Here is a 26869-nt window from a genome sequence, read left to right on the forward strand (position 1 = left end):
TGCCGTCCAAGACACTGCTTACGAGGCTGGCAAACGGTTTCCCAGGCGGGTCACCTCGCTTGACGGCCTTGTTCATCGGAACTTCTATGGCATTGCTATATCTGCTTACTCTGACAGCAGACTATTACTGGGACGGGATCACCTTCGCACTGCAGATCGAAAAGGTGGCAAAGATGGAACGGGACGCCGCCCTGCTCTTCCATCAGAATCACTTGTTTTATAACGGTGCATGCTATGTGCTCTATTGCGCCGCTCGCGCACTGGGCCTATCCATACGTGCACTCCACCTGCTGCAAGTGTTCAACGCAATTGCCGGTGGAATTACTGTTGGCGTCTTCTATCTCATAGCTTGGAGGGTAACGCACAGCCGGCACGCAACGATGATCTCGACTGCCGCTCTTGGTTTTTCGGCCGTATGGTGGAAGGTGGCGACTGATGCGGACGCCTACGTCGTCAGTATGTTGTTGATGTTGATCTGTGCCTCCACTCTTTTAAGCGCGAAGCCGCGCTGGTTTCTCGCGGGATTTGCGCTTGCGGCGGCGATGCTCGTTCATCAACTGGCAATGCTGTTCTACCCTGCAGCGATAGTCGCGGTTTTCACAAATCGCAGTGTCGAGAAAAAGTTTCCATTTTCGGCGAAGCTGAGCGCATTGGCGTTGGGTGCGACAGCAATCGTCTATTATCTTTGTGCCCGATTCTTCCACGATATAAGAGAGCCGCTCGGTGTCGTGAAGTGGGCGGTGTCAAATCCCGGTGGTGTCTCGCCGTCGTGGAATCCGCTGCGTGGGCTGGCGCTGCTCCCGCGCGGCAATCTGGATATGATCGTCGGGCATGACCTTGCTCTATACCGGAGCCAGGGCGGTTCGATCGAGAAGGTGGTTACGTTGGCTGCTCTGCTCACCGCGATCTGTTTCTTAGTCGCGTTCGTGTTAAGAGTAAGGAACGCGGAATTGCTTAGAGCCTCGTTCAGTCTAGCTCCACAGGCGCGTGCCAGGTGGGCCGCGTGTGGCCCAGTTCTCATCGCGTGGATCGGCGCATACTCAGTCTTTTTGTTATTCTGGGAACCTTGGCAAGTGCTCTATCGCGCGTTTTACTTGCCCGCCTTCGCTCTTACGCTAGGCCTCGGTTTGAGCACTTATCAAACGGCCTTCCCTGCGCGAGCGACGGCGCTTCTGGTTGCTACACTGGCGCTTTTCAACTTTGCTTTCTTCATTTCTCCGCACATGAGAGCGGCCTCTAACCCGAGCGTTGCAGCAGCCCGCAACGCAAATCATGTGTGGAATGCGAAAACCGTGATTTATTTCCTGGATCGCAATGAGGCGGACACTGCATTCGAATACTTCAATAACCAGACCCAATGGCGAAGATTCACTATACGAGAGCGGAGCGGCATTGATGATGAGATTCAGAATGCATCAAGCCAGGGCGGGCAGATCTGGCTAAACAAGGGCGCGGCTGAATCCGTTGGGTCCGAGTGGTTGTCGAAACGGGCGCATGGCAGGGAAATCACGCTTGACTCACCCTTCGCGCCGGCACGCTATGTTGAACTGCTCCCCAGTCGGTACGCGTCAAACAGTTCTTTACCTGTTAGACATCCGAAGCTTTGGTGACTTATTATCGCTTCCTAGAAACAGGCATTCGAAATTTAGTTCAGCCGTTAAGGAGCATCGCCGTGAAAAGAGCGCTTCTGCTTGTCATCAGCTTATCGCTACTACTTCCCTTCTCTGCGCACTCAAAAACGACGCGCACAAACGACGAAGCAACGATCTACCGCGACGAATACGGGATCCCGCATGTGTTCGCGCAAACGCTCGAGGCCGCATCGTTTGCCGTTGGCTACGCTCAAGCCGAGGACCGGCTTGAGGAGTTGCTAAAGAACTACCGCCGGGCCAACGGCACGATGGCCGAAGTGTTCGGGCCGGACTCTTATCGCTCAGACCTGATCCAACGAATGTGGCGGCACTCCGAAATCAGCCGCGAGAAGTACAACGAGGTCAGCCCAAAGATGCGGGCCGGCATCGAAGCCTATATCGACGGAGTTAAGACTTTCATGCGTGAACACCCCGATCAAGTGCCGGCGTGGGCCCAGGAGATTCACCCCTGGGATGTGATCGCGCTCGGCCGGTACATCATCTGGGGATGGCCGCTTGGCGAAGCCGGCGGCGACCTCCAGCGCGGCGGCCTGCAAGCCGATCCGGCTGTCTATCGCGGCTCGAACGAAATGCTCATCGCTCCCAGCCGCACTGCGATGAACGCTCCGATCGCAGTGATCGATCCTCACTTGAGTTGGTACGGGGAGTTCCGCTTTTATCAAATCAGGATCTACGCCGGCGATTACAACGTGTCCGGAGTCTCGATACTCGGCGTTCCCTTTCCCATCCTCGCCCACAGCCGCTACTGTTCGGTAGCGATGACGACCGGCGGTCCTGACACGTCGGACATCTACGAAGAGGAACTCAATCCGGCAAACCGGCGCCAGTATCGCTACGATGGCGCATGGCGCGACATTCAAGTGCGCAAGCAAAAGATCGGAGTGAAGAAAGGCGATACAGTCGATTGGCGCGAGATCGAAATCGAATATACACATCACGGTCCGATAGTCGCACACAAGGGAGACAAGGCTTACTCGATGGCGATTCCCTACGCGAATGAGGTAGGGCTGACGGATCAGATCCACGAAATGATGACGGCGCGGAACCTCGATGAAATGAAGCGCGCGCTGGGACACCTGCAGTTGATGGCTCAGAACATAATGGTGGGAACGGTTCAGGGAGATATTTACTATGTTCGGAATGGGCGGGTCCCGATTCGCGCGAAGGGCGTCGATCCGAGCAAGCCGATTCCCGGCAACACCTCGGCGACCGAGTGGCAAGGCATTCATCCGCTGAGCGATCTGGTTCAGATAACCAATCCGCCCAGCGGCTACATGCACAACTGCAATGTGTCGCCGTTCGGGATGATGAAAGACAGCCCGCTCGTGCCCGAGAAGTATGCTGCGAACCCTTATATCTACAACGCGACGAAAACAGCGCCCCGCCATCAGCGAGCCGAGATGATGACCGACTTGTTGGACGCCGCCAAAAAGGTGACCCTCGAACAGGCGATCGACATCGCGTTCAATCCCCAGGTCTACCACGCAGAGTTGTGGCAGTCGCGTTTGAAGGCCGCGTGGGTGAAAGCCAATGCCGGCGGGAACGGTCCCTCGGCAGTTTCATCTGATGGGACAAATGGCAGGGCAGGCGTCTCGGCCGATGCGCTGGAAGTCTACGACTCGATCCAGAAATGGAATCGCCGAAGCGACGCTGAGTCAGAAGGCGCCCTTGCTTACTACGCCTTTAAGAAGGCACTGGGTCCGGGGCTTGCGAGGCAAGTCGAGGTACCTTCCGACATCAGCGATGATCAACTGGTCGCGGCGGTTGGAAAGGCGACCGAGTGGCTAAAGTCAACCTTCGGCTCGCTACATGTTCAGTACGGCAAATACTTTCGAGTTGGCAGACAAGGCGGCGACCGAACATTTGCCGTTGGAGGAGGCTCGTTGAACGGCGGCGCGAACAACGTCGGCATGGCTACGCCGCGCGCGATCAGCTTCGGCCACGCCGGAAAAGAGATGGTCGGGCAAGGCGGGCAGACTTCTACGCAAATCGTAGTTATGACAAACCCGCCGAAGTCCTATGCGATTATTCCGCTTGGCGAAAGCGATCATAAAGAAAGCGGACATTGGGACGATCAAGCGGAGAAACTTTTCAGCAAGAGCAAAGTGGCGCCGACATTCTTCATGGATAAGAACGGGTTGATGAAGCACGTCACTGCGAAGAAAGTTTTGAAACGGCCAGCGGCAGCTCAAGCCGCGCGGTAGGAATCTAAGCTGTATGAGAATCACAATACTTCCGCTTCTGCTTGTAGCGCTGGCAGCCTCGGCTCGGGAACCCACGAGCAAAAATGTTGATCTCGGCAAACAGTTCAGCATCAAGACTGGTCAGCAGGTGGTGGTCAGAGGAGAAAAGCTTTGCATCCTTTTCAAATCTGTTTCCGATGACTCGCGTTGCCCTACTGGCGTGCAGTGCGTGTGGGCTGGAAACGCCGCGATCGAGATTGAAGTCTCGAAGAAGAATGCGCCAACGGTCGCGACGCTGAATACGTTTTCGGAGCCAAAGGAAATCGACTACAAGGGATTCAAGATAAGACTGGTGGCGCTAAACCCTTACCCGAAGATCGATCAGAAGATTGATCCGAAGCGTTATGAGGCGAGCTTGATAGTTACGAAGAATGAGTGATCTGTGTGCGGCCCTAATAGGTTCCTCAGCTTGATGACCGCTGCTAGTTGCAGTATCTTCAGCCTATGGCTACTACCGTAGATAAGTTAATCGAGCAGGCGATGACTTTGCCAAGCGAATCGCGTGCAAGACTGGCAGACCTTCTGGTGGAGAGTCTCGATGCCGGCGAGCTGGGGCGGATCGACCGCCTTTGGGCTGCTGAGGCGAAACGCCGACGTGACGAAGTGCGCGCCGGCCTGGTGGAGACCGTTCCGGGCGAGGAGGCTCTCCGCAAGGTTCGCGACTCTCTTGGGCGATGACTGGAAAAGTCGAGCGGACCCTCTGGCTGCTCCACGATGCGAGATGGTAACGATAACCTTTCCAGACCGTGATACCGAAAAGCGAGCGCTGGCCTTTCTGCTTGGACGCTTCTCGGGGCGCGTTCAGCGTTCCGGCGAACATACAGTTACCAAGGAAGCGTTAGAGGCTCTTGCCGCTCATGAGATTCCGTTTACGATAAGAACGCAAAAGCCCCAAGAGAAGCTTCAGACAAAACGATAACTTGGGTTATTGATTTGCGCCGTCCTGTTGCAGTGACTGGCGATCGAGCAGATGTGTGCAGACGAAGCCAAGGCTCGACTTCATGCATGAGACCGTGGCGAGATTTCAGCATTATGAGAAGAAGAAGCGATTGCCTGGTTGAATGAGCAAGCTACAAAATGAAACTCAAACTGGTGAAAGCTATAGTCACTCGGCGACCACACGGGTCATTCGCAAGGGGGCAAGGCTATCGCACATACATTCTCGGGTCAGAAAATATCCGACATACTTAAGCAAAAGAAGGGTAGCATGAAGCCGGCTCAGCTACCGGAAGGCTCGCGCGGGCTGGGATGAGTTCAACCGGTTGACTTGGGAAGAGATTGAAAGTGGAGCAAAGGCAAACAAGCCGGGATTCAAAGTCGTGCGAAAGTTACTTACGGATAAGAGGTTTGACAGATGAGTACCAACGTGTTCGACAAACTCATTGCCTTCTTGATCGATTTGGAGCAAAGAGGAATAAACTACACCGTGGCTCACAATCGCGATGAGGCCATTATGGTCATCGCTGCTGCGCCCGGTGAACGTTGGGAGATTGAGTTTATTGATGATGGATCCGTCGAAGTAGAACGGTTTATCAGCGACGGGCAGATATGCGGCGAGGAAGTTCTCGCTGAGTTGATTGCCAGGTATGCGCGAGAAGAAAGTGACGATTTGGAATTGCCTCAAGAAGTCGAAGTGCTAACCGCTGGCGGCGAATAGCTACTGACGAGGAGAATAAGCAATCAGAAACCCAACGCGCCTTTTATAGAGAGAACCATCCAACCGGTCCCTGTTTCGAGTAAGACCCACAGCGAAGTGCATGGCGACGAGGATTGACGATCAAGTCCGAGCTCGCCACCGTGTTATAATCTCGCCAACAATCAATGGCCACCTTCACCATACTCGAACCCATGTCGACCGGCGACGTGATCGATCGGGCGGTTCGGCTTTACCGGCGCAACTTCACTCCCCTTGTTGCGATCACCGCAGTGCCGACTCTGATTGGCTACGTCGTTTCGCTGATGTTCTGGTACGGCTACACGAGTTTGCTGACCGGAGCCGCGGGTTCAGGCAATGTGCCGATCACAGCGCTGTGGATGCTCGTGCTCGGCGGGCTTGGTTATCCGCTCTGGATGTTTGTGCTGCTGTTGACCGTATCCGGCCTGTGCCGCGTAGTCGGCGATCACCTGATGCTGGGCGAGCCAATAACATTTCGCGGATGCTTCAGGGCAGTGAAGCGCAGGCTCGGGGCGATCACGTTAATGGGATTGCTATCGGTAGCTCTGCTTTTCGCCGCGTATGTAGTGATCTCCATCGTGGTGATCGTCCTGGCTCTGGCCGTCGGTCTGATCGTCGGCGTAATCGCGGCGGCGCAGCTGCCTCAGTGGATAGCAACGGTGACATTGGCGCTTACGGTGATCGTAGCCGTGGCGGCCGGTCTCCTGTTGATCTGCGTAGTCGCTTCGCGAATCGTGTTCCTTCCGCAGATCGTGATGATCGAGGGCGCATCGGCGGGCAATGCCCTCGGCCGCGCAATGCGTTTGGGTAAAGGCAATTGGTATCGCGTGGCAGCGATAGTCATTTTCACTTACTTTGTATCGCTTTCATTACTCGCGGCGCTAACGCTGCCGGTGCTCTTAGGGTTGTACCTCTCCGGTGTGCTGAGCACCAATCTTTTTCTCAGCCCGGCTTGGAGCATTCTCTATACCTCGTTCAGAGATATCTCGAGCTTGCTGAGCTTGCCGATCTGGATCGTGTCGTTTACGCTACTGTACTTTGACAGCCGCGTTCGAAAAGAAGCCTATGATGTGGATCTGATGGCTCGAGAGATCAACCCGGGATTCTATTGGCAGCCTGCGGTGCAGACATCGGCGTTCGGCTACCAAGTGCCCGCGCAGTTCGCGCAGGGACGTGCCTACGTTCAGACGAGCCCGCTAGGACTTGCGGGATATTATCCTCCTCAGCCGCGAGTTGAGGCCGCCTCAACTGGAGGCTCGGCGGCGCCACGTGCGAAGCCCGATGAGTTGCGTGATAAGTTCGAGCGCGCCGCCGAGAGCATAGGCGGGCGAGGTGAGGGGGGCGGAGATCGCTTCGAGACTGTAGGCGACTCGCGTGAGGTTGCGACTGCGAAGTGCAAAGCATGTGGCGCTGCGCTTTTGACCGGCGCGAGCTTTTGCATGAACTGTGGAAGCGTGGCGCAAATGGATTGAGGGTACTGCGCGTCTGAGCGATCGGATACCATGTCGAAGCTGGCACTAACTACCCTTCTGACACTCCTCTTTGCCGCCGAAGCGACGGCCGCGTCGAATCTGCTCAACTATGAAAATCGCGTCGTACGCGCAGCCGAGCAGATCGAGCGGATCAAGAAAGACAAGGAATACGGCGAAGAGGGAATCACCCACATTAAGGGGCTGCTGCCGAGATCAGAACAGATAGAGTTCAACGGCAGCGAAGTCTCGGCCGACAACACCTGGCTATACGCGCTGCTTGAATCCTATGCGGCGGAGAAGGATCCGCAGCAGCGTGTTGCCAGGCTCAACGAGGCTAGCGGGATGCTGCGAGCGCTGGATGACCATCTGCGCCGCGCCCAGGCAGGCGAGTCTAATGACCACGGCGGCGCGCGGGACAAGATTCGTGAGATCCTGAGCCGTTCCCCCTACCAGCCCGAGCGCGAGACCGCGATTGGCGCCTTTATCAAGAGAGGGTTGCGAACGGTACGCGGCTTCGTGAGCGACGTGTATTCTGCACTGACACGCTTGCTGGAAAAGCTCTTCGGAGCCAGCGCGCAAGGCGGGTGGATCTCCACCTTGTTGATCGTTGCGCTGCTGGCAGCGGCGCTAGTCGTCGCGGCGCGAATGGCTCGAAGGCTGCGTGTGCCTCGGGCGAAACGAAAGAAGACCCGGCTGATACTTGGTGAAGAAATAGGAGCGGACGGCACATCTCGCGAGCTTGCAGACGCCGGCCTTGCCGCCGCTCGAGCGGGCGACTTTCGCACCGCGGTTCGAAAGCTCTACGTCTCGTTGCTCTACGAGTTGGGTGAACGCAACTTGATCGAGCTTGATGACAGCGCGACGAACCGCGAATATTTGAGCAAGGTTTCCCGTTTCACCGCGCTGGCTGCTCCGATGCGCCACCTGACTGACCGCTTCGATCAGGTGTGGTATGGGATGTTCCCGTCATCAGAAGAAGACTTTGCCGAGTACCTCGGCCACTACGACGAAGCGATGGAACGAGCGCGGACGCTGAGCCAACAGGCTGCGAGCGCTTCATAATGCGGCTTGTTGGGCGCGAACAGCGAGTGTTAGACTTCTTGCGTTTGGGGGTGCCAGGTTTCGACGGGGGTACTCCGAGGTGAAAGATGCATACCGCGGCCCATGCACCGCGTTATCAAGCTTGGAAAAACACAATCGCGAATAGCGAACTAGCATTGGCTGCCTAATCTCAGCCACGTTTCCCCCGGCATCGCCTGTGTGCCGGGAAGAAGCGTAACTTTAGCAGGCTGCCCCGAAGGACCCGTGCTCAGGGGGCCGGAGGGTAAGATCAATCTGGGCTAGCTTGCCGTGATGCTTCGTTGCTTCCGCGGTCACGGCTGGCGAATCAAGAGGAAGCAACTAAGTATGTAGGTTCTTTCGCTGAGGGCTTCCGGACGAGAGTTCGATTCTCTCCACCTCCATTGAAGATCGTGCGCGAAACGGTTTAGACACCTATCGGGCGGACGCTCCCCTGAGTTGAAGGGCGAGGCGTCCGCTCGTCGTTTTATGTCGGAGTAACCGATGACCGACCGCCTGGATGAAGCGTCAAGGCTCGCCCACCTGTTGCGCGAGATAGAGGAACTGGAAAAGACTCGAACGGCTCTGCTGAACCGGGTCGAAAGCGCGCGAGCCAATTTGCTCGCAGCCGGCAATCGTACAACCGCAATACGCGCTTCCGTCGATTTGTTGTGCGACCACCTCACCGAAGTCGCCACCACCACCGCGGAACTCTCTCTTCTTGATAGCGAGATGCACGAAGTTGAACAAATCGTCCGAGAGGCCGGCAGCGAGTCCTCGGGACTTGCGTTCGAGTCGGATAGCTTGCAGGAGACGCTCGATGAAGCCGATGAAGAACTCGAGCGCCTCTCGTCGATATTGGTGGAGCGGAGGGGAAAGCACTCGAAGGGACATTGAGGATTTCCGATTGTCGATTGCTAGAAGATTGCCGATTGCCGATTTGAAGGTCGGTTTGACCGTGTCACTCGAGGTTTTTGTTTCTCGTTCTAAGGCGGTTTTGTTTCTCTTTTAAGAAAGACCAAAATGGAGAGCTCTGAAATCGGCAATCGGCAATCGGCAATCGGCAATTCACAGAGCTCTGACATCGGAAATCGGCAATCAGAGGCTCCCATCGGGATATTCGATTCGGGTGTCGGGGGGCTCACCGTGTTTCGGGCGATTCAGCGGCGGCTTCCAAACGAGAGCCTGATCTACCTCGGGGATACGGCGAGAATTCCATACGGAGTTCGCTCGGCCGCAACCATCGAGCGTTACGCATTCGAGTGCGCTGCTTTCATTCAGTCCAAAGGCGTCAAGGCCATCGTGATCGCGTGCAACACCGCGTCGGCGCTGGCCGCCAATTATCTGCGGAGCAAGTGCTCGGTTCCAGTGATCGGCGTGATTCGTCCGGGATCTCGCCGCGCGGTTGAACAAACCCGCAATGGCCGCATCGGCGTGATCGCCACCGAAGCGACCGTCGCCAGCGGAGCTTATGAGCGAGCGATGCTGACAATGCGAGGCGGTCTGGAAATAACTTCGCGAGCGTGCCCGCTGTTCGTGCCGCTCGCCGAAGAAGGCTGGTTGAATCACCCGGTAACCCTGCAGGTTGCCGAAGAGTATCTCGCTGAGCTGCGATCCAGCCGCGTTGACACTCTCGTTCTAGGCTGCACCCATTACCCGATACTCCGCCCGGTGATCGAGCAAACGATGGGCAATCAGATCAAGTATGTAGACTCTGGCGACGCCGTGGCGGATAGGCTTGCAGAGATGCTCGAAGAAGAGGGTCTTGTTTGCGAAAGCCGGCAAGACCGAACTGAAGAGTTTTATGTCACCGATTCCGCTGCGCGGTTTCGCCGCGTTGCCGAGTTATTTCTGGGCCGGCCCCTGGAGTCGGTCGAAACCGTCGAGTTGGGTACTGTTTGATGGCATATAAGAGATCCGGCGGACGCGCCTACGATGAGATGAGGGACGTGAGAATCACGCCCGGGTTTACCCGGTATGCGGAAGGCTCGGTTTTGATCGAGATGGGCGCCACGCGGGTCATCTGCACGGCGTCGATCGACGATCGCGTCCCTTTGTTCAAACGCGGAAGGGGCGAAGGCTGGGTGACCGCGGAGTACTCGATGTTACCGCGCGCGACCGAGACCCGTACTCAACGCGAAGCCGGCCGCACCCAGCTATCGGGCCGCACGCAGGAAATTCAGCGGCTGATCGGACGCTCGCTGCGGGCCGTAGTGCAAACCAATCGATTGGGTGAACGCACGATCTATCTCGACTGTGACGTAATCCAGGCTGACGGGGGAACCCGGACGGCTTCGATCACCGGCGCTTTCGTTGCGCTGGTTCTGGCGCTACGCAAGCTTTACAACGACGGCAAGCTTGCCGCGCCGCTCCCGGTGACAGACTACGTGGCAGCGGTGTCGGTTGGAGTCATCGGGGGAGAGACTCTGCTTGATCTGGACTACGGCGAGGATTCGCGCGCCGAGGTCGACATGAACATTGTCCGCACAGGCTCCGGACACTACATCGAGATTCAGGGCACCGCAGAATCCAAGCCGTTCACCCACGACCAGATGAATCAAATGACCGAGATGGCGAGCCGTGGGATCGAGCGGCTTCTGGAGGAGCAACGCAAAGTGCTAGGCGATTTGCGGTGAGGCTTTAGGGTTCAGGGTTCGGGGTTCCGGGTTCAGAGTTCCGGGTTCAGAGTTCAAGCCTTAGCTTGCAAGCAGCTTTGCTGAGTTACACCTGCAACCTGAAGGTTGAACTCTGAACCCTGAATCCTAACCCTGAACCCCGAACTCTGAACCCTGCAAGGTTGTGGTAGACTTAGTTGCAAGCCAGCGTGATCAACAAGCAGTTGGAGGCATTATGAAGCACACGGGTCTGTTGTTTATAGCCCTGGTACTCTTGGCGATTGCGCCCGCAGCCATGGCGCAAAACGCGCAAGAGTTCGCCGATCCCGCAGGACAGTACAAACTCACACTGATGGGCGATTGGCGGGCCGTCTCATACAACGACGCGGTCGGGCGTCAAAAGACGGAATTCGTCTATCGGGATCGCAGCGAGGGCTTGCTGAAGGTAGTCAGGGAGCCGCTCACCGGATCGCTGGCGGAAATGGTCCGTCGAGAAGAAGAGAATCTCAAGATTTACCGGTCCGGGTTCGAGGGCTCGTCCAGCGAGCCGTTTGGCGGAGGCCCGCTGAATGGGATTCGATTGTCATTCTTCAGCACCGAGGGCAATCGCAAGATGGCAAACACGTTTTACTACCTTCAGGACAAGAGTGCCGTGTGGGTGCTGCGTTTCACCGGGAAGCGAGGCTCGTTGGACGCTATACGAAACGTCACCGATCAGATCGCTCGGAGCTTTCGCCCACTGTAGTAATGATTCTTCATAAGACGACGCCCGGCTTATTCCCTTACTTCATGCTCATACCTTTCGCCGCGACGTTGGGTGCTATTGTCTTTCGCCGCTTCGTGGTCTTAAGACTGCTGGAGCCGCTGAGTCGAGGCGGCAAAAAAAGGGACTCCTTAGTTACTCTGGGACACGTGAACGCGCGCCAGACATCTCAAGCTCGCTTGAATCACGGCCTATGATCGAACGCGCTTTTGGGCTCACAACAGACCTTTACGAACTGACGATGGCGGCCGCCTATTTTGAGAACGGCGTGCGCGACCGGGCCGTCTTCGAACTTTTCGTGCGCAGGCTTCCCTGCCATCGCTCCTATCTCATAGCGGCTGGTCTGGAACAGGCGTTGGATTATCTCTCGACGCTGCGCTTCACCAGCGATCAAATCAATTACCTGAGCGAGCATCCCTCGTTCAAGAGGGTGTCTCGGGAGTTCTTTGATTACCTGGCCGAGTTCAGATTCCGTGGGGATGTATGGGCGATGCCGGAAGGCACGGCGGCGTTCGGTATGGAACCGTTGCTTCGAGTCGCGGCGCCGATCATCGAGGCTCAAGTAGTCGAGACCTCTCTGCTCTCGACAATCAATTTTCAAACTATGATCGCGAGCAAAGCCGCGCGCATCGTAACTGCTGCCAGGGGCCGCAGCGTGATCGAGTTCGGCACTCGCCGCGCGCACGGCACCGAAGCCGGCTTGTTAGCGGCGCGGGCCGCATATATCGGCGGTTGCATTGGCACGTCGAATGTGGAAGCCGGTCACCTGTTCGGCATTCCAACCTTCGGCACATTAGCTCACTCTTTCGTGATGACCTTCGAGGATGAGGATGATGCCTTTCGCGCATTCTTGAGAGTTTTTCCGGAGACAGCGACTGTGCTTGTCGACACGTACGACACCATCGCCGCGGTCAGGCGGTTAGCTCGCGACTTCGGACCGGGTATTCCTTCGGTTCGGCTCGACAGCGGCGACCTGTGTGAGCTGAGCAAACAGGTCCGCCAAATACTCGATGAAGCCGGTATGACCGGCACCAGGATCTTCGCCAGCGGCGACTTGAACGAGTACAAGATTGCAGACCTGATTTCGCGCGGCGCCGAGATCGATTCGTTTGGAGTGGGGACCGAGCTAGCGACTTCGTATGACGCCCCTGCGCTGTCGGGGGTCTACAAGCTCGCGGCACTGGAAGAGAACGGCCGCATCAGCATGCGAATCAAGTTGAGTCACGACAAGGCGACTTATCCCGGAGCCAAGCAGGTCTGGAGATTCACAGACAATTCGGGCAACTACTCCAGAGACCTGATCGCGCTGGCCGACGAAGAACCGCCACAAGCGACTTCAGAGGGCTTGATCCAGAGTGCGCGGCCTCTTCTTGAGCCAGTGATGAAACAGGGTCGCATAGTCGAGCGCCTCGCGGGCGCAAGTCCGGATGTGACGGTTGGCGGCTCAGATGCCCGTTTAGTGCGCTTGAACCGCGTGCGGGAGGGCGCAACAGAGGAGAGGAAACGTCTTCCCGACGACCTGCTCACGCTCGATTCCGAAGCGAAGTATTCAGTAGGTATCAGCGAGCAGCTTGAGACGGCAAGAGCCCGACTAGATCAGCAGATCAAGAGCCAGCATAGGTGATACCCAAGCAGAGGGCGAATAACCATGTATCGTCCGCTCAGACACCCCATATGATGCAGAACGGGTATAGTTCCTTCGTCCCCTTTACCGCATTTACGAATTATGTATAATCACCCACAGTCGCTTCGACGGGAGTACAAACTAAGAATCCAATGGAGGACCTATGGCAACATCGAGTGCTCTGTTTGTTCAATCTCATGCGGCGCAGGGATTTGCGGCTCCGGGCAACGCCGAACAGGCGAACTTCCTCATCGTGGTAACAGACCCGATCACCGGAAAACCGATCACAACCCTCACCAAAAAGAACTTCCAGATCGTCAATCACTTCTCGATACCTGCGCAGGTTTGCGGCTTCACTAACAACTTTACGTCGTTCAACAACGTATTGACCGGCGCGTACCAGATACAGGTGAAGCCCAAAGGGTGCAAGTGGGTAGCAGGCGACTATCTGGCCCAGGTGATCGTAAACGTCAAATTGAGCGCGGGTCAGGCGACGGTGAAGCTGAGTATCCGATAAAGCTTGTGCTCCACTGATCGGCGCACATCGCCCTACCGTAATAGTTTGCTTCATTCACGAATTACACTTACAATCGCGGGACACCGCGGTGGACGCTGGATGTGTGAGCACCTCGAAGTGCGCAAGTAAAAGAACCGGCCGTGGTTGATTGCAAATGCTGGTTCGCGGCCACCCGCTACCGGAAGTTGTGAAGGACGAATCGTTATCAGTCTCTGTAATGATTGGTCCTCAAACCGAAACGATAGAAAAGGAGCCCGTATGCCCCAAGTTCACATCAACTACCTCGCAGTTCTCGTAGCCGCGGTTGCTGCCTTTGCGGTCGGCGGGCTGTGGTATTCGCCGCTGCTGTTCGCTAACAAGTGGGTTAAAGCTCACGGCTACACCGAAGAACAAGTCAAAGAAATGCAAAAAAGCGCCGGTAAGGCCTACGCAGTCTCGTTTCTATGCCAGTTGCTGATCGCGCTTGCTGTTGCAGTGTTGATCGGCTACCTGCACATGGAACGCTGCGTACAGGGACTTAAGTTGGCCGCGCTGATATGGGCCGGCTTCGCTTTCCCTCTCGGGCTTATGGCAACCATGTTCTCTGAGAAACGAAAGACCGTCTTCATGATCGACACTGGCTATCAGTTGGTCTACCTGCTGCTGATGGGCTCGATCATCGTGGTCTGGCGTTGAAGCCTTCCTTGGAGTGCGGCGACTTGCCGCCGCTTTGGTTTGTTGCCGGCAGCGCCTAAAGCGGCGAAGGCGCCGCAATTCAAAGTCGCGCGCAAGAACTGTCCAAGGTCGTTCTCCGCCGTTTTGACGACTCGCCTAGCTGAAGCGGCGGTTTTCGCTTTGTCCTGTACTGAAGCTAATGCCCTGACTAGAATAAACGCTAAGGGGGTACGCGAGAATGAAGTCGCAATTTCAGGAGAGTGCGCTAATACTTGTCGATATTCAGAACGACTTCTGTCCCGGAGGCGCGCTGGGCGTAAACGAGGGAGACCAGATCGTGCCCACCGTCAATCGGTTGATCCCCGAGTTCCCCTTAGTGATATCGACTCAGGACTGGCACCCGCCAAACCACACCTCTTTCAAGCAGCAAGGAGGGCCGTGGCCTCCGCACTGCGTCCAGGGTACGAGCGGAGCCGAGCTTCATCCCGGTCTTAGGACCGATACAATCGCGCACCATTTTCGAAAGGCTTCATCGCCCGAGAAGGACGACTACTCAGAGTTCGAGGGCAAGGACGCTCAAGGCCGCTCGCTTGACGAACTGCTGAAAAGCCAAGGGGTAAATACGCTGTACGTCGTGGGGCTTGCGACAGATTACTGCGTGCTGGAGACGGTGTTGGATGGAATCAAGTACGGCTATGAAGTTCACGCCGTGACCGACGCGATGAGAGCTGTGAATGTGAATCCCGATGATGGAGAGAAAGCCCTCCAGAAAATGGTGGAACATGGAGCGCATCTGGTCACCAGCGACGAGGTGCTCAGTCTCGCCGGCAACGCAGCCAAAGCAAGCTAACGGGATGTCACGGTCATTCCCAGAGCCGAGGACTGCCTAATAGTGCCGCTATCGACCACGTTACCTTTTTCGCTGATTGCTTTAAAGCCCATTTCGTTCTCATCTAGTTCGATGATCATGAACGAGTTGTCCTGATCGTAGCTGGCCGCACGCAACGGGCTCTTCATATCAATGTCGCCCCGCCGCATCTTGCCACCCGCGCCGGTGATGAAGTACTCAATGCCATTCTGAAGCTTGGTGCGTTCGTAGACGTGGTCGTGACCCGCGAAGACCACTTGTACGTGGTAGCGAGTAAACAACGGTTCGAGCGTACCGCGCAGACTCGGGTCCGAGCCGTGTTTCTTACCAGACGAATAAAGCGGATGATGCATGGCGGCTACCTTCCACATCGCCCGCGATGACCGCAATGAGTTCTCGAGCCAGGTGACCTGTGTAGCATCACAAGCCGTCGAGTCGAGCATGAAGAAATCCACAAGCCCGTTGCCCCTGCTTATCATGTAATAGTTCGAGCCTTCCATATTGAACAACGGGTAGTTCAACTGGTCCATACGCCCCTCTTCCACGTCGTGGTTGCCAAGCACCGCATAGAACTTTACGCGCTCTTTCAACAACCCCGCGAAGGGCAGCTCGAAATGTTTGACGAAATAGCGCGCGCTCCCGTTGGGGTAGATGTTGTCGCCGACGGCGAGCACCAGATCGAACGGCGCCCGGCGGTGAAAATCCAGCATCTGCGCGGCAATCGCGTACTCGTCGCTTTCTCCGGTGCCGAAGTCTCCGACCACTGCGAACCTCGTCTTACTGTCTCCCGAGCCAAGGCCGAGGACTGTCGCCGGCTTGAACAATATTCCGGTTGCCAGCGTTGCCAGTGAAGCAATCGCCTCTCGTCGCGTTGTCAATGCAGATGTCTTTGTCGCCATATCCCCCAGATGGATCGCTCGCGCAGATTCAACTCCTCGATTGGTGGTTAGATTATCCTTTCGCGCGGGCCTCAAGCAAGCTCGCAAAGTCTCTATTGGGCATCTCCAACAGAAGTGCGCTTGTGCCGCTTCACTCGCGGGCTCAGGCTGTAGAGCTCCACGATGAAGCGAGGCCCACGCAATCGCGTTGGGCATAAGTCGAACCCCGCGATCTTCGTTGGAGTGAACCTTGCCGGAGGCGGCCACTCTTCGGGCGGCATATTTTCCAACGTGTAGTCGATCCAGTTGTCCCGCCGAAGGACAAGTATGTAATTAGGATTGGACTTCTCGAACACGTCGACATTAAATCCCCTTCGCACTGATCTACAGATTGCTCTCGCGGGGGATGACAGTAAGAGGGTCTCGTAATAGGTTACAACCGTATCCTCGCGTGTCAGAGTTGTGGCGAGGAATGTGTTTGCTTCCTTCAAGGTATAGGTTGGTTGAAACAGCCAAGTCGAAATCTGGATGGCCTCGAGCAGAAGAAAGACGCTTATCAGCCAGGGTGTTGCGCGCCGCCCGGATTGGAGACTTCTGTTGACGAAGCCTGCGCAAGCCAGGACTACCGCCAAGCTTATTAACAAACCCTTGCGATCTCCCGGCACCACTGATCTCCAGGCTTCCGCGTTTAGTCCCCAGAGCAAAAGGGCCTTATAGATTATGGCCAGCGACAGAAACGAAAACAGCACAATGAAGATCAACCTGGATGCAAACAGCAGACTTCTCTTGAACCGGTAGGGCCACAGGCCGCGGCTCAAAGCTACTGCGATCACGATCAGCCCAGCGATGATGAGGAGCTTGGACACCCAGGACCCGACCGACAGAGGCGGCCCAAGCACACGCCACTTTACTTCCAGAATCCCAATCGTCGGCAGCAAGAACAACACCGTGAACCATCCAATCAGGCCCATCTGATAGTCCGCGTTCGCAAATCCCTCGAGCGAGGCCCAGCCTTTCTCCAAAACGCCGGCTGATAGCACAACCATCAAAAGCAAGGCCGGGATGAATCTTCTCTCCGGCTGATAGCGCGTAATAGAAAGAATGAACAAGTATCCGATCAAAAGCATCGCGCTAGTCATCTCCAGCTCGCCGGCGCCTCGGATTGTTTTCATCAGCCCGTTCCTCGATGCGCCAACGACCAATAGACACAGCGACAATACGGTAAGCGCCGTAATCAGAGGCGCCTCTGCGTAGAACGGCGAGGCGAGTAATCTCGGTATCGAGTCGATCAGACTGGAAGGCCTTGTCGACCACTCGGACCCCGAGCCGTTTTGCAAATTGAATCGTAACCAGTCGCCAAAGTTGGGCACGATGAAGAGAATCCCGTAAGCTGCTCCTGCCAGGCCTGCGCCGGACAGAAACAACAGGGCCTCTCGCCGCCTTAAGGACTGTCTGATCGCCGCTGCTGCGACAGCGAGGACAAATCCGGGTATGAAATAAATGGCGGTTATCTTGGTCACGACCATTAGGCCTAGTGAGACGCCGGCGATCAAAGCAAAGAGTTGATGTGTGCGCCTGAGGGACCATGACCAAAGCGTAAGAGCCAGGAAGAACACCATCACGCTTTCGGTGAATCCTGTCCGGCTATACACGATATGAAGATTGGAGAAGCCAAGCAACGCGCTCGCAAAAAGGGCCGCTCTTGTACTTATCTCGCGGCGAACCAGAAGGAAAAGCAGAAGCACGGTCAGCCACCCGCAAAGCGCCGACAGCATTCTCAGCGTCGTAAAGCTGATGCCGAACAGCTTGAATGTGAAATAGAGAAGAAGGTTGTACAGGTACGCTGAGTACAGTCCTAGATTGTACTCGTCTATTCGCCATTCACCGTAGAACAAAGCGTTGCGCGCATTATGAGCCCACCAGCCCTCGTCGGTGATGAAATCGCGGCTGATCAAAGCCGAAGGATCGGCATCCAGGTTGATCACGCGAAGCAGCAACGCCGCGCCCAATATGGCGCACACAACTAGAGTCGCCGGCTTAGCATTCTTTATCCCCTTAACCATACAATCCAACCCCGGGGCGCTCGATGAGACAGCCGCTGTCGCAAAAACCTGCGGGATCGCTTTTGTACATATCTCGCAAAAGCTCCGTCACTCTAATACCAAGACTTCCCTTTTTCAATCTCCGGCAGATCGAAGGAAATTCGAAACGCGCTTGGGAATTCAAACGCCGGCATCGTGGTCCTGGGGAAGCTACATTGTCTCACCTCAAACAACGCAGCCTTGCGAGTGACGATTCGTTCTTCTTGACAGCTCAATCTAGCGGCCTTTACCATTTTGCGTCATTGAGCAGTTCCGCGGACGCCGAGGCCCTTAGAGTTGGAGGATCCCGTTGCAGACTACGATCAGACGGACTCAGCCCGACATACGCGCCATCGCGCGCCTCATTCCGCAGAGCGGCAATCTGGTACAGGGCCAGTGCGAGCTGCCGCTGCATCCCGAACTCGCTCGGGCGCTGAACGACGTCGTAGCCGCAGGACTCAATCACTACAGCTTCTTCGAAGGCGTCGATGAGTTGCGCCGCGCGGTCGCCGAGAAACTGCGCATCTTCAACGGCCTCTCAATAGACCCCGACCGCCGTCCGCTCGAACTGATCATTACCCCGGGCGCGACGGGTGGGTTGATTACCATCGCGCACACATACCTTCGAGACGCCTCCGCAGTTGTTTTCGAGCCTTATTACCCTTATCACAAGCGAACGTTGGAAACCGGGGGTGCTCGCACGGACGTGGTGACGCTGCGTGGGGAAACCCTCGAGCTCGATGTCGACGAATTGCGCCGCGTATGCCGCGCCGGCAAATCACGATCCGCCTGTCCTCTTAAAGCAATTATCGTATCTTCGCCGGCGAATCCAACCGGCCGGGTGTTCACCCGCGACGAGTTGACGTCGATCGTCGCGTGCGCGGAGGAGTTCGATCTGCTGCTGATCTCGGACGAGGTTTACGAACATTTCACCCTCGAGGCTGCGGACCACGTTTCAACCGCATCGTTGCCAGGTGCGTTCGAGCGCACGATCACCGTCAGCTCATTTTCGAAGTCGTGGGCGGTGTCGGGTTGGAGGCTCGGCTACGCATGCGGGCCGGGTGAGCTGGTCGGCAAGCTGACCCAACTGGGAAACATATACTACGTATGCACGCCGACTCCGCTTCAGCATGCACTCGCGCGCGTGCTACTTGCGGACCCCGGCTACTACGAACGGCTGCGAACCGATTTCGCTCACAAGCGACAGATCATAACGGTTGCCCTCGAAGCCGCGGGCTTTCACGTCTACCCGTCGCGATCGAGCTTCTATGCGTGGGTTCGCATACCCGATCGTTTTGAAGACGCGACTGCTTTGAACGAGTTCCTGATCCGTGAGGCGGGAGTTGCCGGAGTCCCTGGCAGCGCGTTCATGGATGAACCAGAGCGTGACGTCTACATGCGCTTCTGCTTCGCACGCGAGGATGCGATGCTAGATCTTGCTGCCGAGCGAATCGTGCAAGCACTCGCTTGATTCAAATGCATCAGGTGTGCTGGGACTTGGTTGAGAGGCGATTGATTCGGCCCTTAGCGCCGATCTGGTTCTCGCTGGATTGACTGAGACTTGAGACGACTTCGAACCGCTGGCCATCCCTCCCGGGCGTAGGTCACCTTCTTGAAAGCCGCTCCTCAAGCTGTGCCCGTTTTATGATATCGGCTATTTTCGAATCCACCTTTCGGCCGGCTTCACATCGCGTGCACGCCCGCCGATCTTCGAAGTAGGCGACCTCGCTCCAACGGGAAACCGTTCCAGTACCGCCGCACTCACAGCAGACTGCGGCTTCTTCCTCAAAGGTTCCCAGGATTTTTTCCGCGGCTACCATTTGTTTTGTTCGAGCCAGCTCGTTCAGCGCTATCAATATTTTCAGGCCCGCCCCACAATATATTCTTCGATATACTAAGGCGAGGCCGTTGTGATGTCAACTATGTTCCGCGGATATTCAACAATTTCTGTTCGCCTGCGGGGCGAGCGGGGAGAGGCCGCAAATCTAAGGGCCTGGACTTGTTCGCACCGGCGGGTTCGTCTATTGTATTACGTGAGGCCGCGCCGAGAATCGCCGTTCGTGGAGGAATCTACATGAGAATCACGCAACGAGAGCACCAGCGCATTGCGGAAATTCTCCGTGATGAGCTTGAAGAGGCTAACCGCCGGATAAGCGAGCGGCTCTCCGAACTCGAGCGTCGACCCGTTGCGAGCAAGGACGATTCTTTAGATGGGGTTCGCAGTTTCTACCAGGATTTGACAGACAACGATTGGACGCCCGCGGATGAACGAGCCCTGGGCGGGCTGACTGACTCGACCGAGGAACAGACTAAGCGCATGATGCGCGAAGCGTTCCGGCGCTCGCGGGTCCATCCGATTCCAAGCTTCGCATCATTGGTCAATGTCGCAAAGAAAGGCCCCGGTTTGACGAGTCTTGACCCGGCAGCGCCATTCGCAAATCCGGACGCCGTGCCTGCCGCCGATCGTGAAAGAATGGCCAACCTGCTGCACAGGGGATTGAAGGAAGCCGCGGCTGAAATAGCCTCCAGATTGGGATTGACCGGCACAAAAGCAGACGTGGTTCGCGAGCGGCTCGAGGACGTTGAAGGCGCCATCATAAGCGAGTTCACACCGCTGGTTTGAACTCGGGACAGAAGACTCTTAGGGAGGGCAACCGAATGGCACAGTATCCGAAGCAGTACATCGAAAAGCTTGACGCACAGGCTTCGAAAGAAGGATGGCCACTCATCGGATCGTTTGTAATGGCTATGATAGCAACGGCTGTCTTGCTTTACGTACTCGGCGAGATTGCTAACCGTATCCTGTAATCAAGTCGAAGCCTCTTTACCTACCATTGGAAAGCATCAACGACAGCAGCGCTGCTCCTGCCGAACGATTGAACTACTTTAATTATTTCACCGAGGTCGAGGAGGAGTTTGTGCGCCGCCGCGGGAAGCACATGCTGATCTCCACTCTGGACTGGGCGCTGGTCGAGAGCTGGAAGGCCGCCGGCATCCCGCTTCACATCGTTCTCCGCGCTATCAATGAGGCGTTCGACGCCTACGATGCGCGCGCCCAAAAGTATCGCAAGATTAACTCCATCTTTTACTGCCAGCAGCAAGTCGACGCCACCTTTGCTGAGTATCGCCTTGCGCAAGTGGGCGGGGACTCCGCTTCGCAAACGACTGACAGCGAAAAATCAACCGGCGATGAACCAGCGTCAGCGCAAGCCGCGTTTCCTAAAGACGTTCTTTTCGGATTCCTGACCCGATGCGACGAGGAGCTTCGCGCAGCCGCTTCGCGCGCGTCGACCTCAGGCCGGACCGCGCTTGAATCCGCGATCGTCAGGTCACGCGCGCGAATGAAGGAAATCATCGCCGAGATCGAAGGGTCGGCGCGGGTGGACGCCGAAGCACTCGAGCGCGACCTCGACGGCATTGACCGAATGATTCTGGAGGCTGCGCGCGAAAGCTTCGGGGAAGAAGAGTTGAAAAAGCTTCGAACCGAAGCCGAATCGAATCTCCGCTCTTATCGTAAGAAGATGGACAAGTCGATCTACGAGCAGACTGTTCTGAACTTCATCGCGCGGCGTCTGCGCGAGATTAACAACATTCCTCGAATGAGCCTGTTCTACCTGTAACCTACAGCCTGATGTCTGCGGTACTTCCTTCGGACCGGCTCGCCTGCTATCGTGACGCTGTGACAGAGACACTCAACATTGGCGACGTCCTCGAGGTGACGACTGAACGGCTGGCTTACGGCGGCGACGCCATAGCTCGACACGGCGGACTCGCCATCTTCATTCCGCTCGCCGCGGCCCATGAGCGGCTCCGGGTTCGAATCACCGAGCGAAAAAAAAACTTCGCTCGAGCGGTGATCGACCAAATACTGGAGCCATCGCCCTCAAGACGCGAGGCGCCCTGCCAGTACTTCGGCGATTGCGGAGGCTGCCAGCTTCAACACATCAGCTATGAAACGCAGCTTGAATCTAAGATAGGCTTTGTGCGCGATGCGCTGGAAAGAATAGGCCGCATCGACTGGCCTCACGAGATAAACATCCGCCACGCCGCGGAGTTCGGCTATCGCGGGCGGGCTCAGGTAAAGGTCGACCGGAGGGCTGGCCGTGTTGGGTTCAATCGCGCGGCCTCAAATGCAGTCTGCGACATCACGAGTTGTACGATACTCGTCCCGGAACTCGATGAAGCGCTCCGTTCCCTTTGGGAAGCGCTGGGCAAGGCGACCGACAAAGATCGCGCCCTACCCAACAGGTTGCAGATAGATTTAGCCTCCGGTGAATCGGGCATCTCTTTCGAGCCGGCACTCGAGGGCTTGCCGGGAGGCGCGCTCCAGCGAACCATGCGTGGAGCCGTCTACAATTTCAGTCCTTCGACATTCTTTCAAGCGAACCCAGGACTGCTCGATGTACTGGTCGACGAAGCTGTGGGTACAGAGTCCGGCGACGTCGCGATCGATCTGTACGCAGGCGTAGGATTGTTCACGATTCAACTGGCGCGGCGCTTCAATCGAGTGATTGGGATCGAGGCAGATCGCGATGCAGCGAAATTCGCCTTCGAGAACATCACCGCTAACGGCCTGACGAATGTCGAGTTCCACAACAGCGCCGCCGAGCCGTGGCTGAAGAACTTCGTCGAAGCGAAAGCTCCACCGCCCGATCTCATAGTACTCGACCCTCCGAGAACCGGCGCACCAGAGGCAGTCAGCTACGCGGCCGGGTTGAAACCCGCGCGAATCACCTATGTTTCTTGCGACCCTTCGACGCTTGCTCGCGACCTCCGGACGTTGGTGGATTCCGGCTATGAGCTGAAACGAATCACAGCGATTGATCTCTTCCCTCAGACCTATCACGTCGAGACTGTAGCCGTGCTGGTGCGTCGCTGATTAATCTTTCACTAAAGCCTTGTTCACGACCCGCGCGTTGCAAAGCCGACTCTCAACAACTAGAATCCTGCGCTCAGTTAAGGCATCAAGCATAGTCGTGGGGGATCGGATTTAACCGAACCGAGAGGAAACATGGAACCACCGAACGATCTGAGCAACGTAGCACTCGAAGCCTTACGCGGGCGCATCACTCGCATACTGCCCGCCCAGATCAGGGCGTGCGTTGAAGAGCTGACCGAAGAGCAACTATGGTGGAGACCGAACGAACACACCAACTCCGTCGGCAATCTCGTGCTGCACCTGTCAGGCTCGATGCGCCATTATCTGTCCCGCGGGGTCGGAGGCCTCGAATACGAGCGCGACCGGCCGGCAGAGTTTGCCGAGCGTGGGCCTTTGCCGAAGGAACGACTCCTCGTGACGTTCGACGAGACGATCAGCCAGGCGACTCAGACACTGGAAGCATTCGATACTTCGCGATTCCTCGATTCCTCCGACGAGCAGAACTATGTACCGACCATCTTTGACGTGATGTTCAACATCGCGATTCATCTGGCGACGCACACGGGGCAGATAGTCTACGTAACCAAGATGCTGAAGGAAGGCTCGCTCGATGAGCTTTGGGTTAAGGCGCACAAAGTTCACTGATGGCGAACGAATTCGACGCAATAGTAATAGGAGCGGGTCACAACGGACTTGTGACGGCGGCCTATCTTGCGCGCGCGGGCCTGAAGGTTGCGGTGCTCGAGCGCCGGAACGTGGTCGGCGGCGCATCGGTAACCGAAGAAGTATGGCCCGGCTATAAGGTCTCGACGCTCGCTTATCTGTGCAGCCTGCTTCAACCGAAGATCATTCGCGAGCTCGAGCTCGAGCGGTTCGGCTATCATCTTTATCCAAAAGACCCCGCATTCTTCACCGCGTTCCCCGACGGCCGTCACCTCTTCTTCTGGCAGGACATCGCCGCTACCCAAAAAGAACTGGCGAAGTTTTCAAAACGCGACGCGGAAGCTTATCCGGAGTACGAGCAACGGCTCGCGCGGCTGGGCGAATGGGTCGAGGGACTGCTGCTTACTACGCCTCCGAACATCATCCGCCGGAAGCTGGGCGACCTGATCGCGCTGGGCAAGCTCGGACTCGACGGGCTGCGATTTCGCGATCCCGACATTGTCCACCTGGTGAAGATCATGACCCAAAGCGTGCGCGCATATCTCGATGAGCGCTTCGAGTCCGACGAGATCAAAGCCACGCTTGCGACCGACGGAGTGATCGGCACCAACGGAGGGCCTTCGACTCCTGGTACCGCGTACATAATGCTTCACCACGTGATGGGCGGCGCGACAGGCGTTCGCGGGCTCTGGGGATTCGTTCGCGGCGGAATGGGCGCCATCAGCGAAGCGATCGCGAGTTCGGCGAAGTCTCGAGGCGCTACTATCCGAACGGGAGCAGCGGTCCATCGAGTGCTGGTGCGCAACGGTCGCGCTTATGGAGTCGCGCTCGCGAGCGGTGAGGAAATTCACGCGCGCGTCGTGATCTCGAGCGCCGATCCAAAGGTGACTTTCCTGAAGCTTGTCGACGCCGGCGACATCGATCCCGGTTTCCGCAGCGAGGTTGAAGCAATTCGGATGGAAGGTTGTTCGATGAAGATCAATCTCGCGCTCGACCGGCTGCCCGAGTTCAAAGCATTTCCCGGATCCGAGCTTGGACCGCATCATAGGGCGACGATCCACGTCTGCCCGTCCATGGAATATGTCGATCGCGCGTGGGAAGACGCCAAGGCAGGGCGGCCGTCCACGAATCCTCTGGTCGAGGTTACGATCCCTACTACGTACGACGATTCGATCGCGCCGCCCGGAAAACACATAATGTGCATCTTCGCACAGTACGCCCCGTACACCTTGAAGGACGCCGATTGGGACACCGTTAAAGACAAGTTTGCTGATCGGTGCATCGACGCGCTTGCCGAGTACGCACCGAACATTCACGATTCGATACTTCATCGCCAGGTGATCTCGCCGCTTGATCTCGAACGGGAATACTCGCTCACTGGAGGGAACATCTTTCACGGAGATATGACGCTCGATCAGTTATTCTTCATGCGTCCCGTCGCGGGCTGGGCCAAGTACCGAACGCCGATCGAGGCACTGTACATGTGCGGATCAGGAACGCATCCAGGGGGCGGAGTGATGGGCGCGCCCGGACACAACGCTGCGCGCGAAATCCTTTCGGATTGGCGCGGCCGCACGTTGAGTTGATCAAGAGAGCGCGTGTACCGTAGGTTGTCTAACCTGCGGCCCGGGTTAGGCGGGCATACCGCGGGTTGTCTAACCGGCCCCGGTGACGAACGCATACCTAGACAACCGACTATACGCTTCCGCATTGCCCGCGAGACAATTTGGGTCTATTATCTCGGCGACCACTGGTTGCAATGTCCTGGGTGCAGCCTCCAGTTCAAGTCATCAAATCAAACGAGGAGACAACCTATGAAGAGAATTCCGATTTTTGTCCTGGCTCTGTTTCTTGCGACCAGTGCCGTTTGGGCGCAGAACAAAAACGCTAAGCCTGCGAAGGCAAAACCGGCGGCGGTCGATTGCTCCGCGACTACCGACGCGCAGATCACCGAAAACGTGAAGGCCAAGCTTGCGGGAACGGCGTCGCTCAAAGACCAGACAATCAATGCCGCAACGAGCGGCGGCGAGGTCACACTCACAGGCTCGGTGAAAAAGGGAAATCAAAAGGGTCTGGCAACCATGCAGGCCAAGCGCGTGCCTTGCGTGAAGAAAGTCGATAATCAAATCACTGTCGAAGGCGCCGCACCGAAGAAGCCCGCCAAGCCGAAAAACTCCAACAAGTCGATGTGAGTCAATAAGATTCAGTTTAACAATCTAACCGGACCAGAGCAGCGGGGAGAAACCTCAAGCAGAGGTGCTCCCCGCTTCTCACGGCTTATTCTATTCTGGTCGACGGGCGACAGGTGCCCGTGCCTGTTTGGAACGCGCGCCGCGACGACTCGCGTGCGCTGCCGAAAGCGAGTCGGGTAGCTCAGATGCACCGCCAAGAGCAACGAACGATTTGAATTCGATGGTCAAATCTAGGCAGCTCAACCAGGCGAGGGATCACCAACGCGATTTGGCCACTGAGTGAGACCGCTGATGAAACTCCAAGTAGCTGAGTGAGGCGGCCTAGTTCAACCCCGAATTGCGCGGGGCTGAGAGCGCGTCTGAGGGAGAACTCTTCTGAGCCGCCCCGCGCGAATTCTTACCTTGTTAGGCGGCCTTGTGTTGACGGATTCAACCATTCGTCATTGAAGCCAGATTCTAGTGTACAACTCTTTCTATTTGAACCTGAACAATATCTAAGTCTCCTCTTCACCAGTAGGCTCACCTGTTGCGCCGAAGCCCGTCCTTAGATGCTTAGCCTCAGTATCAAACCACAGAGGGGCCTCATTGCGTAGTAGGTCTACAATTAGTTGAAACTCCTCAGGGTTTGTGTAGGTGCGGTTGTCCAACGCACTGTTTGCTATGTCATATAGCGCGATTCTGCCATCGTGATTATCGAGATCCCAGCGACTGTAGTAGCGGGAAATTTGTGTTAGAGCCATAGTTTCACCTCTCTTCAACTTGGATTCAGAGTCAGTAGACCAGAATGAAATTCAAGTAGGAGTGAGGAACAACCTCAGAGGTATTCCTGTTGGATTTCTTCTAGACCTGCTCCTACAAATAACAGACGTAATTCGGAATAGAATCTATGCGTAAGTTTATTGATTCTTTCTTAACCCGTGTGTAGCGCAATTATTGGCAGTTTGACCAACAGCGAGCGTCCACATTCCGAGAGAGGATCATGAAGCGCCTAACGTTTGACATGAGCGGCCGATGGAGGCCGCAGGTGAAGAGGT

The 26869-nt window shown here is 56.4% G+C and carries 25 protein-coding genes and 1 other RNA gene; 24 read left to right on the plus strand and 2 right to left on the minus strand.

Annotation, left to right across the window (positions count from 1 at the left end; translation table 11 throughout):
* Positions 1 to 86: 86 nt before the first annotated feature.
* The 16 genes from AABO57_17465 (at position 87) to pncA (ending at position 15124) form a co-directional block, all read left to right on the plus strand.
* Positions 87 to 1610, plus strand: coding sequence for a hypothetical protein (locus AABO57_17465; GenBank protein MEK6287535.1), 1524 nt, complete (start codon positions 87 to 89; stop codon positions 1608 to 1610).
* A gap of 62 nt (positions 1611 to 1672) precedes the next feature.
* Positions 1673 to 3856: a penicillin acylase family protein gene (locus tag AABO57_17470; protein ID MEK6287536.1), complete on the plus strand. Its 2184-nt coding sequence runs from the start codon at positions 1673 to 1675 to the stop codon at positions 3854 to 3856.
* A gap of 13 nt (positions 3857 to 3869) precedes the next feature.
* A complete protein-coding gene (locus AABO57_17475; protein MEK6287537.1) occupies positions 3870 to 4274 on the plus strand; it encodes a hypothetical protein in 405 nt (134 codons plus the stop codon).
* A 65-nt stretch (positions 4275 to 4339) separates the two neighbouring features.
* Positions 4340 to 4573 (plus strand): addiction module protein, encoded by a 234-nt coding sequence (locus tag AABO57_17480; protein MEK6287538.1) that lies wholly within the window; start codon positions 4340 to 4342, stop codon positions 4571 to 4573.
* Between the two features lie 676 nt (positions 4574 to 5249).
* The gene (locus AABO57_17485; GenBank protein MEK6287539.1) at positions 5250 to 5552 is read left to right on the plus strand and encodes a hypothetical protein; all 303 of its coding nucleotides are present in this window, start codon (positions 5250 to 5252) and stop codon (positions 5550 to 5552) included.
* A 164-nt stretch (positions 5553 to 5716) separates the two neighbouring features.
* The gene (locus AABO57_17490) at positions 5717 to 7042 is read left to right on the plus strand and encodes a zinc ribbon domain-containing protein (GenBank protein ID MEK6287540.1); all 1326 of its coding nucleotides are present in this window, start codon (positions 5717 to 5719) and stop codon (positions 7040 to 7042) included.
* Positions 7043 to 7072: 30 nt separating this feature from the next.
* The gene (locus AABO57_17495) at positions 7073 to 8104 is read left to right on the plus strand and encodes a DUF4129 domain-containing protein (protein MEK6287541.1); all 1032 of its coding nucleotides are present in this window, start codon (positions 7073 to 7075) and stop codon (positions 8102 to 8104) included.
* Positions 8105 to 8150: 46 nt separating this feature from the next.
* Positions 8151 to 8508: a transfer-messenger RNA gene (ssrA, locus tag AABO57_17500) on the plus strand.
* 97 nt (positions 8509 to 8605) lie between these two features.
* Entirely contained in the window at positions 8606 to 8998 is a 393-nt protein-coding gene (locus tag AABO57_17505; GenBank protein ID MEK6287542.1) for a hypothetical protein, read from the plus strand.
* Positions 8999 to 9124: 126 nt separating this feature from the next.
* The gene (gene murI / locus AABO57_17510) at positions 9125 to 10003 is read left to right on the plus strand and encodes a glutamate racemase (protein ID MEK6287543.1); all 879 of its coding nucleotides are present in this window, start codon (positions 9125 to 9127) and stop codon (positions 10001 to 10003) included.
* Positions 10003 to 10737: a ribonuclease PH gene (gene rph / locus AABO57_17515; GenBank protein MEK6287544.1), complete on the plus strand. Its 735-nt coding sequence runs from the start codon at positions 10003 to 10005 to the stop codon at positions 10735 to 10737. The genes murI and rph overlap by 1 nt, the downstream gene beginning before the upstream one ends.
* A 214-nt stretch (positions 10738 to 10951) precedes the next feature.
* The gene (locus AABO57_17520) at positions 10952 to 11461 is read left to right on the plus strand and encodes a hypothetical protein (GenBank protein ID MEK6287545.1); all 510 of its coding nucleotides are present in this window, start codon (positions 10952 to 10954) and stop codon (positions 11459 to 11461) included.
* Between the two features lie 211 nt (positions 11462 to 11672).
* A complete protein-coding gene (locus AABO57_17525) occupies positions 11673 to 13103 on the plus strand; it encodes a nicotinate phosphoribosyltransferase (protein ID MEK6287546.1) in 1431 nt (476 codons plus the stop codon).
* Between the two features lie 163 nt (positions 13104 to 13266).
* Positions 13267 to 13620, plus strand: a complete 354-nt coding sequence (locus AABO57_17530) for a hypothetical protein (GenBank protein MEK6287547.1) — start codon at positions 13267 to 13269, stop codon at positions 13618 to 13620.
* Between the two features lie 258 nt (positions 13621 to 13878).
* Positions 13879 to 14295, plus strand: a complete 417-nt coding sequence (locus AABO57_17535) for a DUF1761 domain-containing protein (GenBank protein ID MEK6287548.1) — start codon at positions 13879 to 13881, stop codon at positions 14293 to 14295.
* Positions 14296 to 14512: 217 nt separating this feature from the next.
* The gene (gene pncA, locus AABO57_17540; protein ID MEK6287549.1) at positions 14513 to 15124 is read left to right on the plus strand and encodes a bifunctional nicotinamidase/pyrazinamidase; all 612 of its coding nucleotides are present in this window, start codon (positions 14513 to 14515) and stop codon (positions 15122 to 15124) included.
* Here the strand turns inward: pncA and AABO57_17545 are convergent.
* Complete coding sequence (locus AABO57_17545; protein ID MEK6287550.1) at positions 15121 to 16041, minus strand: metallophosphoesterase; 921 nt, start codon at positions 16039 to 16041, stop codon at positions 15121 to 15123. The genes pncA and AABO57_17545 overlap by 4 nt on opposite strands.
* A gap of 92 nt (positions 16042 to 16133) precedes the next feature.
* Positions 16134 to 18083 carry a glycosyltransferase family 39 protein gene (locus AABO57_17550; protein ID MEK6287551.1) on the minus strand — a complete coding sequence of 650 codons (1950 nt, stop codon included), beginning with the start codon at positions 18081 to 18083 and terminating at the stop codon, positions 16134 to 16136.
* A gap of 328 nt (positions 18084 to 18411) precedes the next feature.
* Between AABO57_17550 and AABO57_17555 the strand changes: the two genes are divergently transcribed.
* From AABO57_17555 to AABO57_17590, 8 genes are all read left to right on the plus strand, one after another.
* Positions 18412 to 19572, plus strand: a complete 1161-nt coding sequence (locus AABO57_17555; protein MEK6287552.1) for a pyridoxal phosphate-dependent aminotransferase — start codon at positions 18412 to 18414, stop codon at positions 19570 to 19572.
* Positions 19573 to 20175: 603 nt separating this feature from the next.
* Positions 20176 to 20724, plus strand: a complete 549-nt coding sequence (locus tag AABO57_17560; GenBank protein MEK6287553.1) for a hypothetical protein — start codon at positions 20176 to 20178, stop codon at positions 20722 to 20724.
* A 35-nt stretch (positions 20725 to 20759) separates the two neighbouring features.
* Positions 20760 to 20909, plus strand: coding sequence for a hypothetical protein (locus AABO57_17565; protein MEK6287554.1), 150 nt, complete (start codon positions 20760 to 20762; stop codon positions 20907 to 20909).
* 26 nt (positions 20910 to 20935) lie between these two features.
* Positions 20936 to 21721, plus strand: a complete 786-nt coding sequence (locus AABO57_17570; GenBank protein MEK6287555.1) for a hypothetical protein — start codon at positions 20936 to 20938, stop codon at positions 21719 to 21721.
* 59 nt (positions 21722 to 21780) lie between these two features.
* Positions 21781 to 22980 (plus strand): class I SAM-dependent RNA methyltransferase, encoded by a 1200-nt coding sequence (locus AABO57_17575; protein ID MEK6287556.1) that lies wholly within the window; start codon positions 21781 to 21783, stop codon positions 22978 to 22980.
* Positions 22981 to 23112: 132 nt separating this feature from the next.
* Complete coding sequence (locus tag AABO57_17580; GenBank protein ID MEK6287557.1) at positions 23113 to 23625, plus strand: DUF1572 family protein; 513 nt, start codon at positions 23113 to 23115, stop codon at positions 23623 to 23625.
* Entirely contained in the window at positions 23625 to 25229 is a 1605-nt protein-coding gene (locus tag AABO57_17585; protein MEK6287558.1) for an NAD(P)/FAD-dependent oxidoreductase, read from the plus strand. Before AABO57_17580 ends, AABO57_17585 begins: the two co-directional genes overlap by 1 nt.
* A gap of 228 nt (positions 25230 to 25457) precedes the next feature.
* A complete protein-coding gene (locus AABO57_17590; GenBank protein MEK6287559.1) occupies positions 25458 to 25835 on the plus strand; it encodes a BON domain-containing protein in 378 nt (125 codons plus the stop codon).
* Positions 25836 to 26869 lie beyond the last annotated feature (1034 nt).

This window comes from Acidobacteriota bacterium (assembly GCA_038040445.1).
Classification (GTDB): Bacteria; Acidobacteriota; Blastocatellia; order UBA7656; family UBA7656; genus Onstottus_A; species Onstottus_A frigus.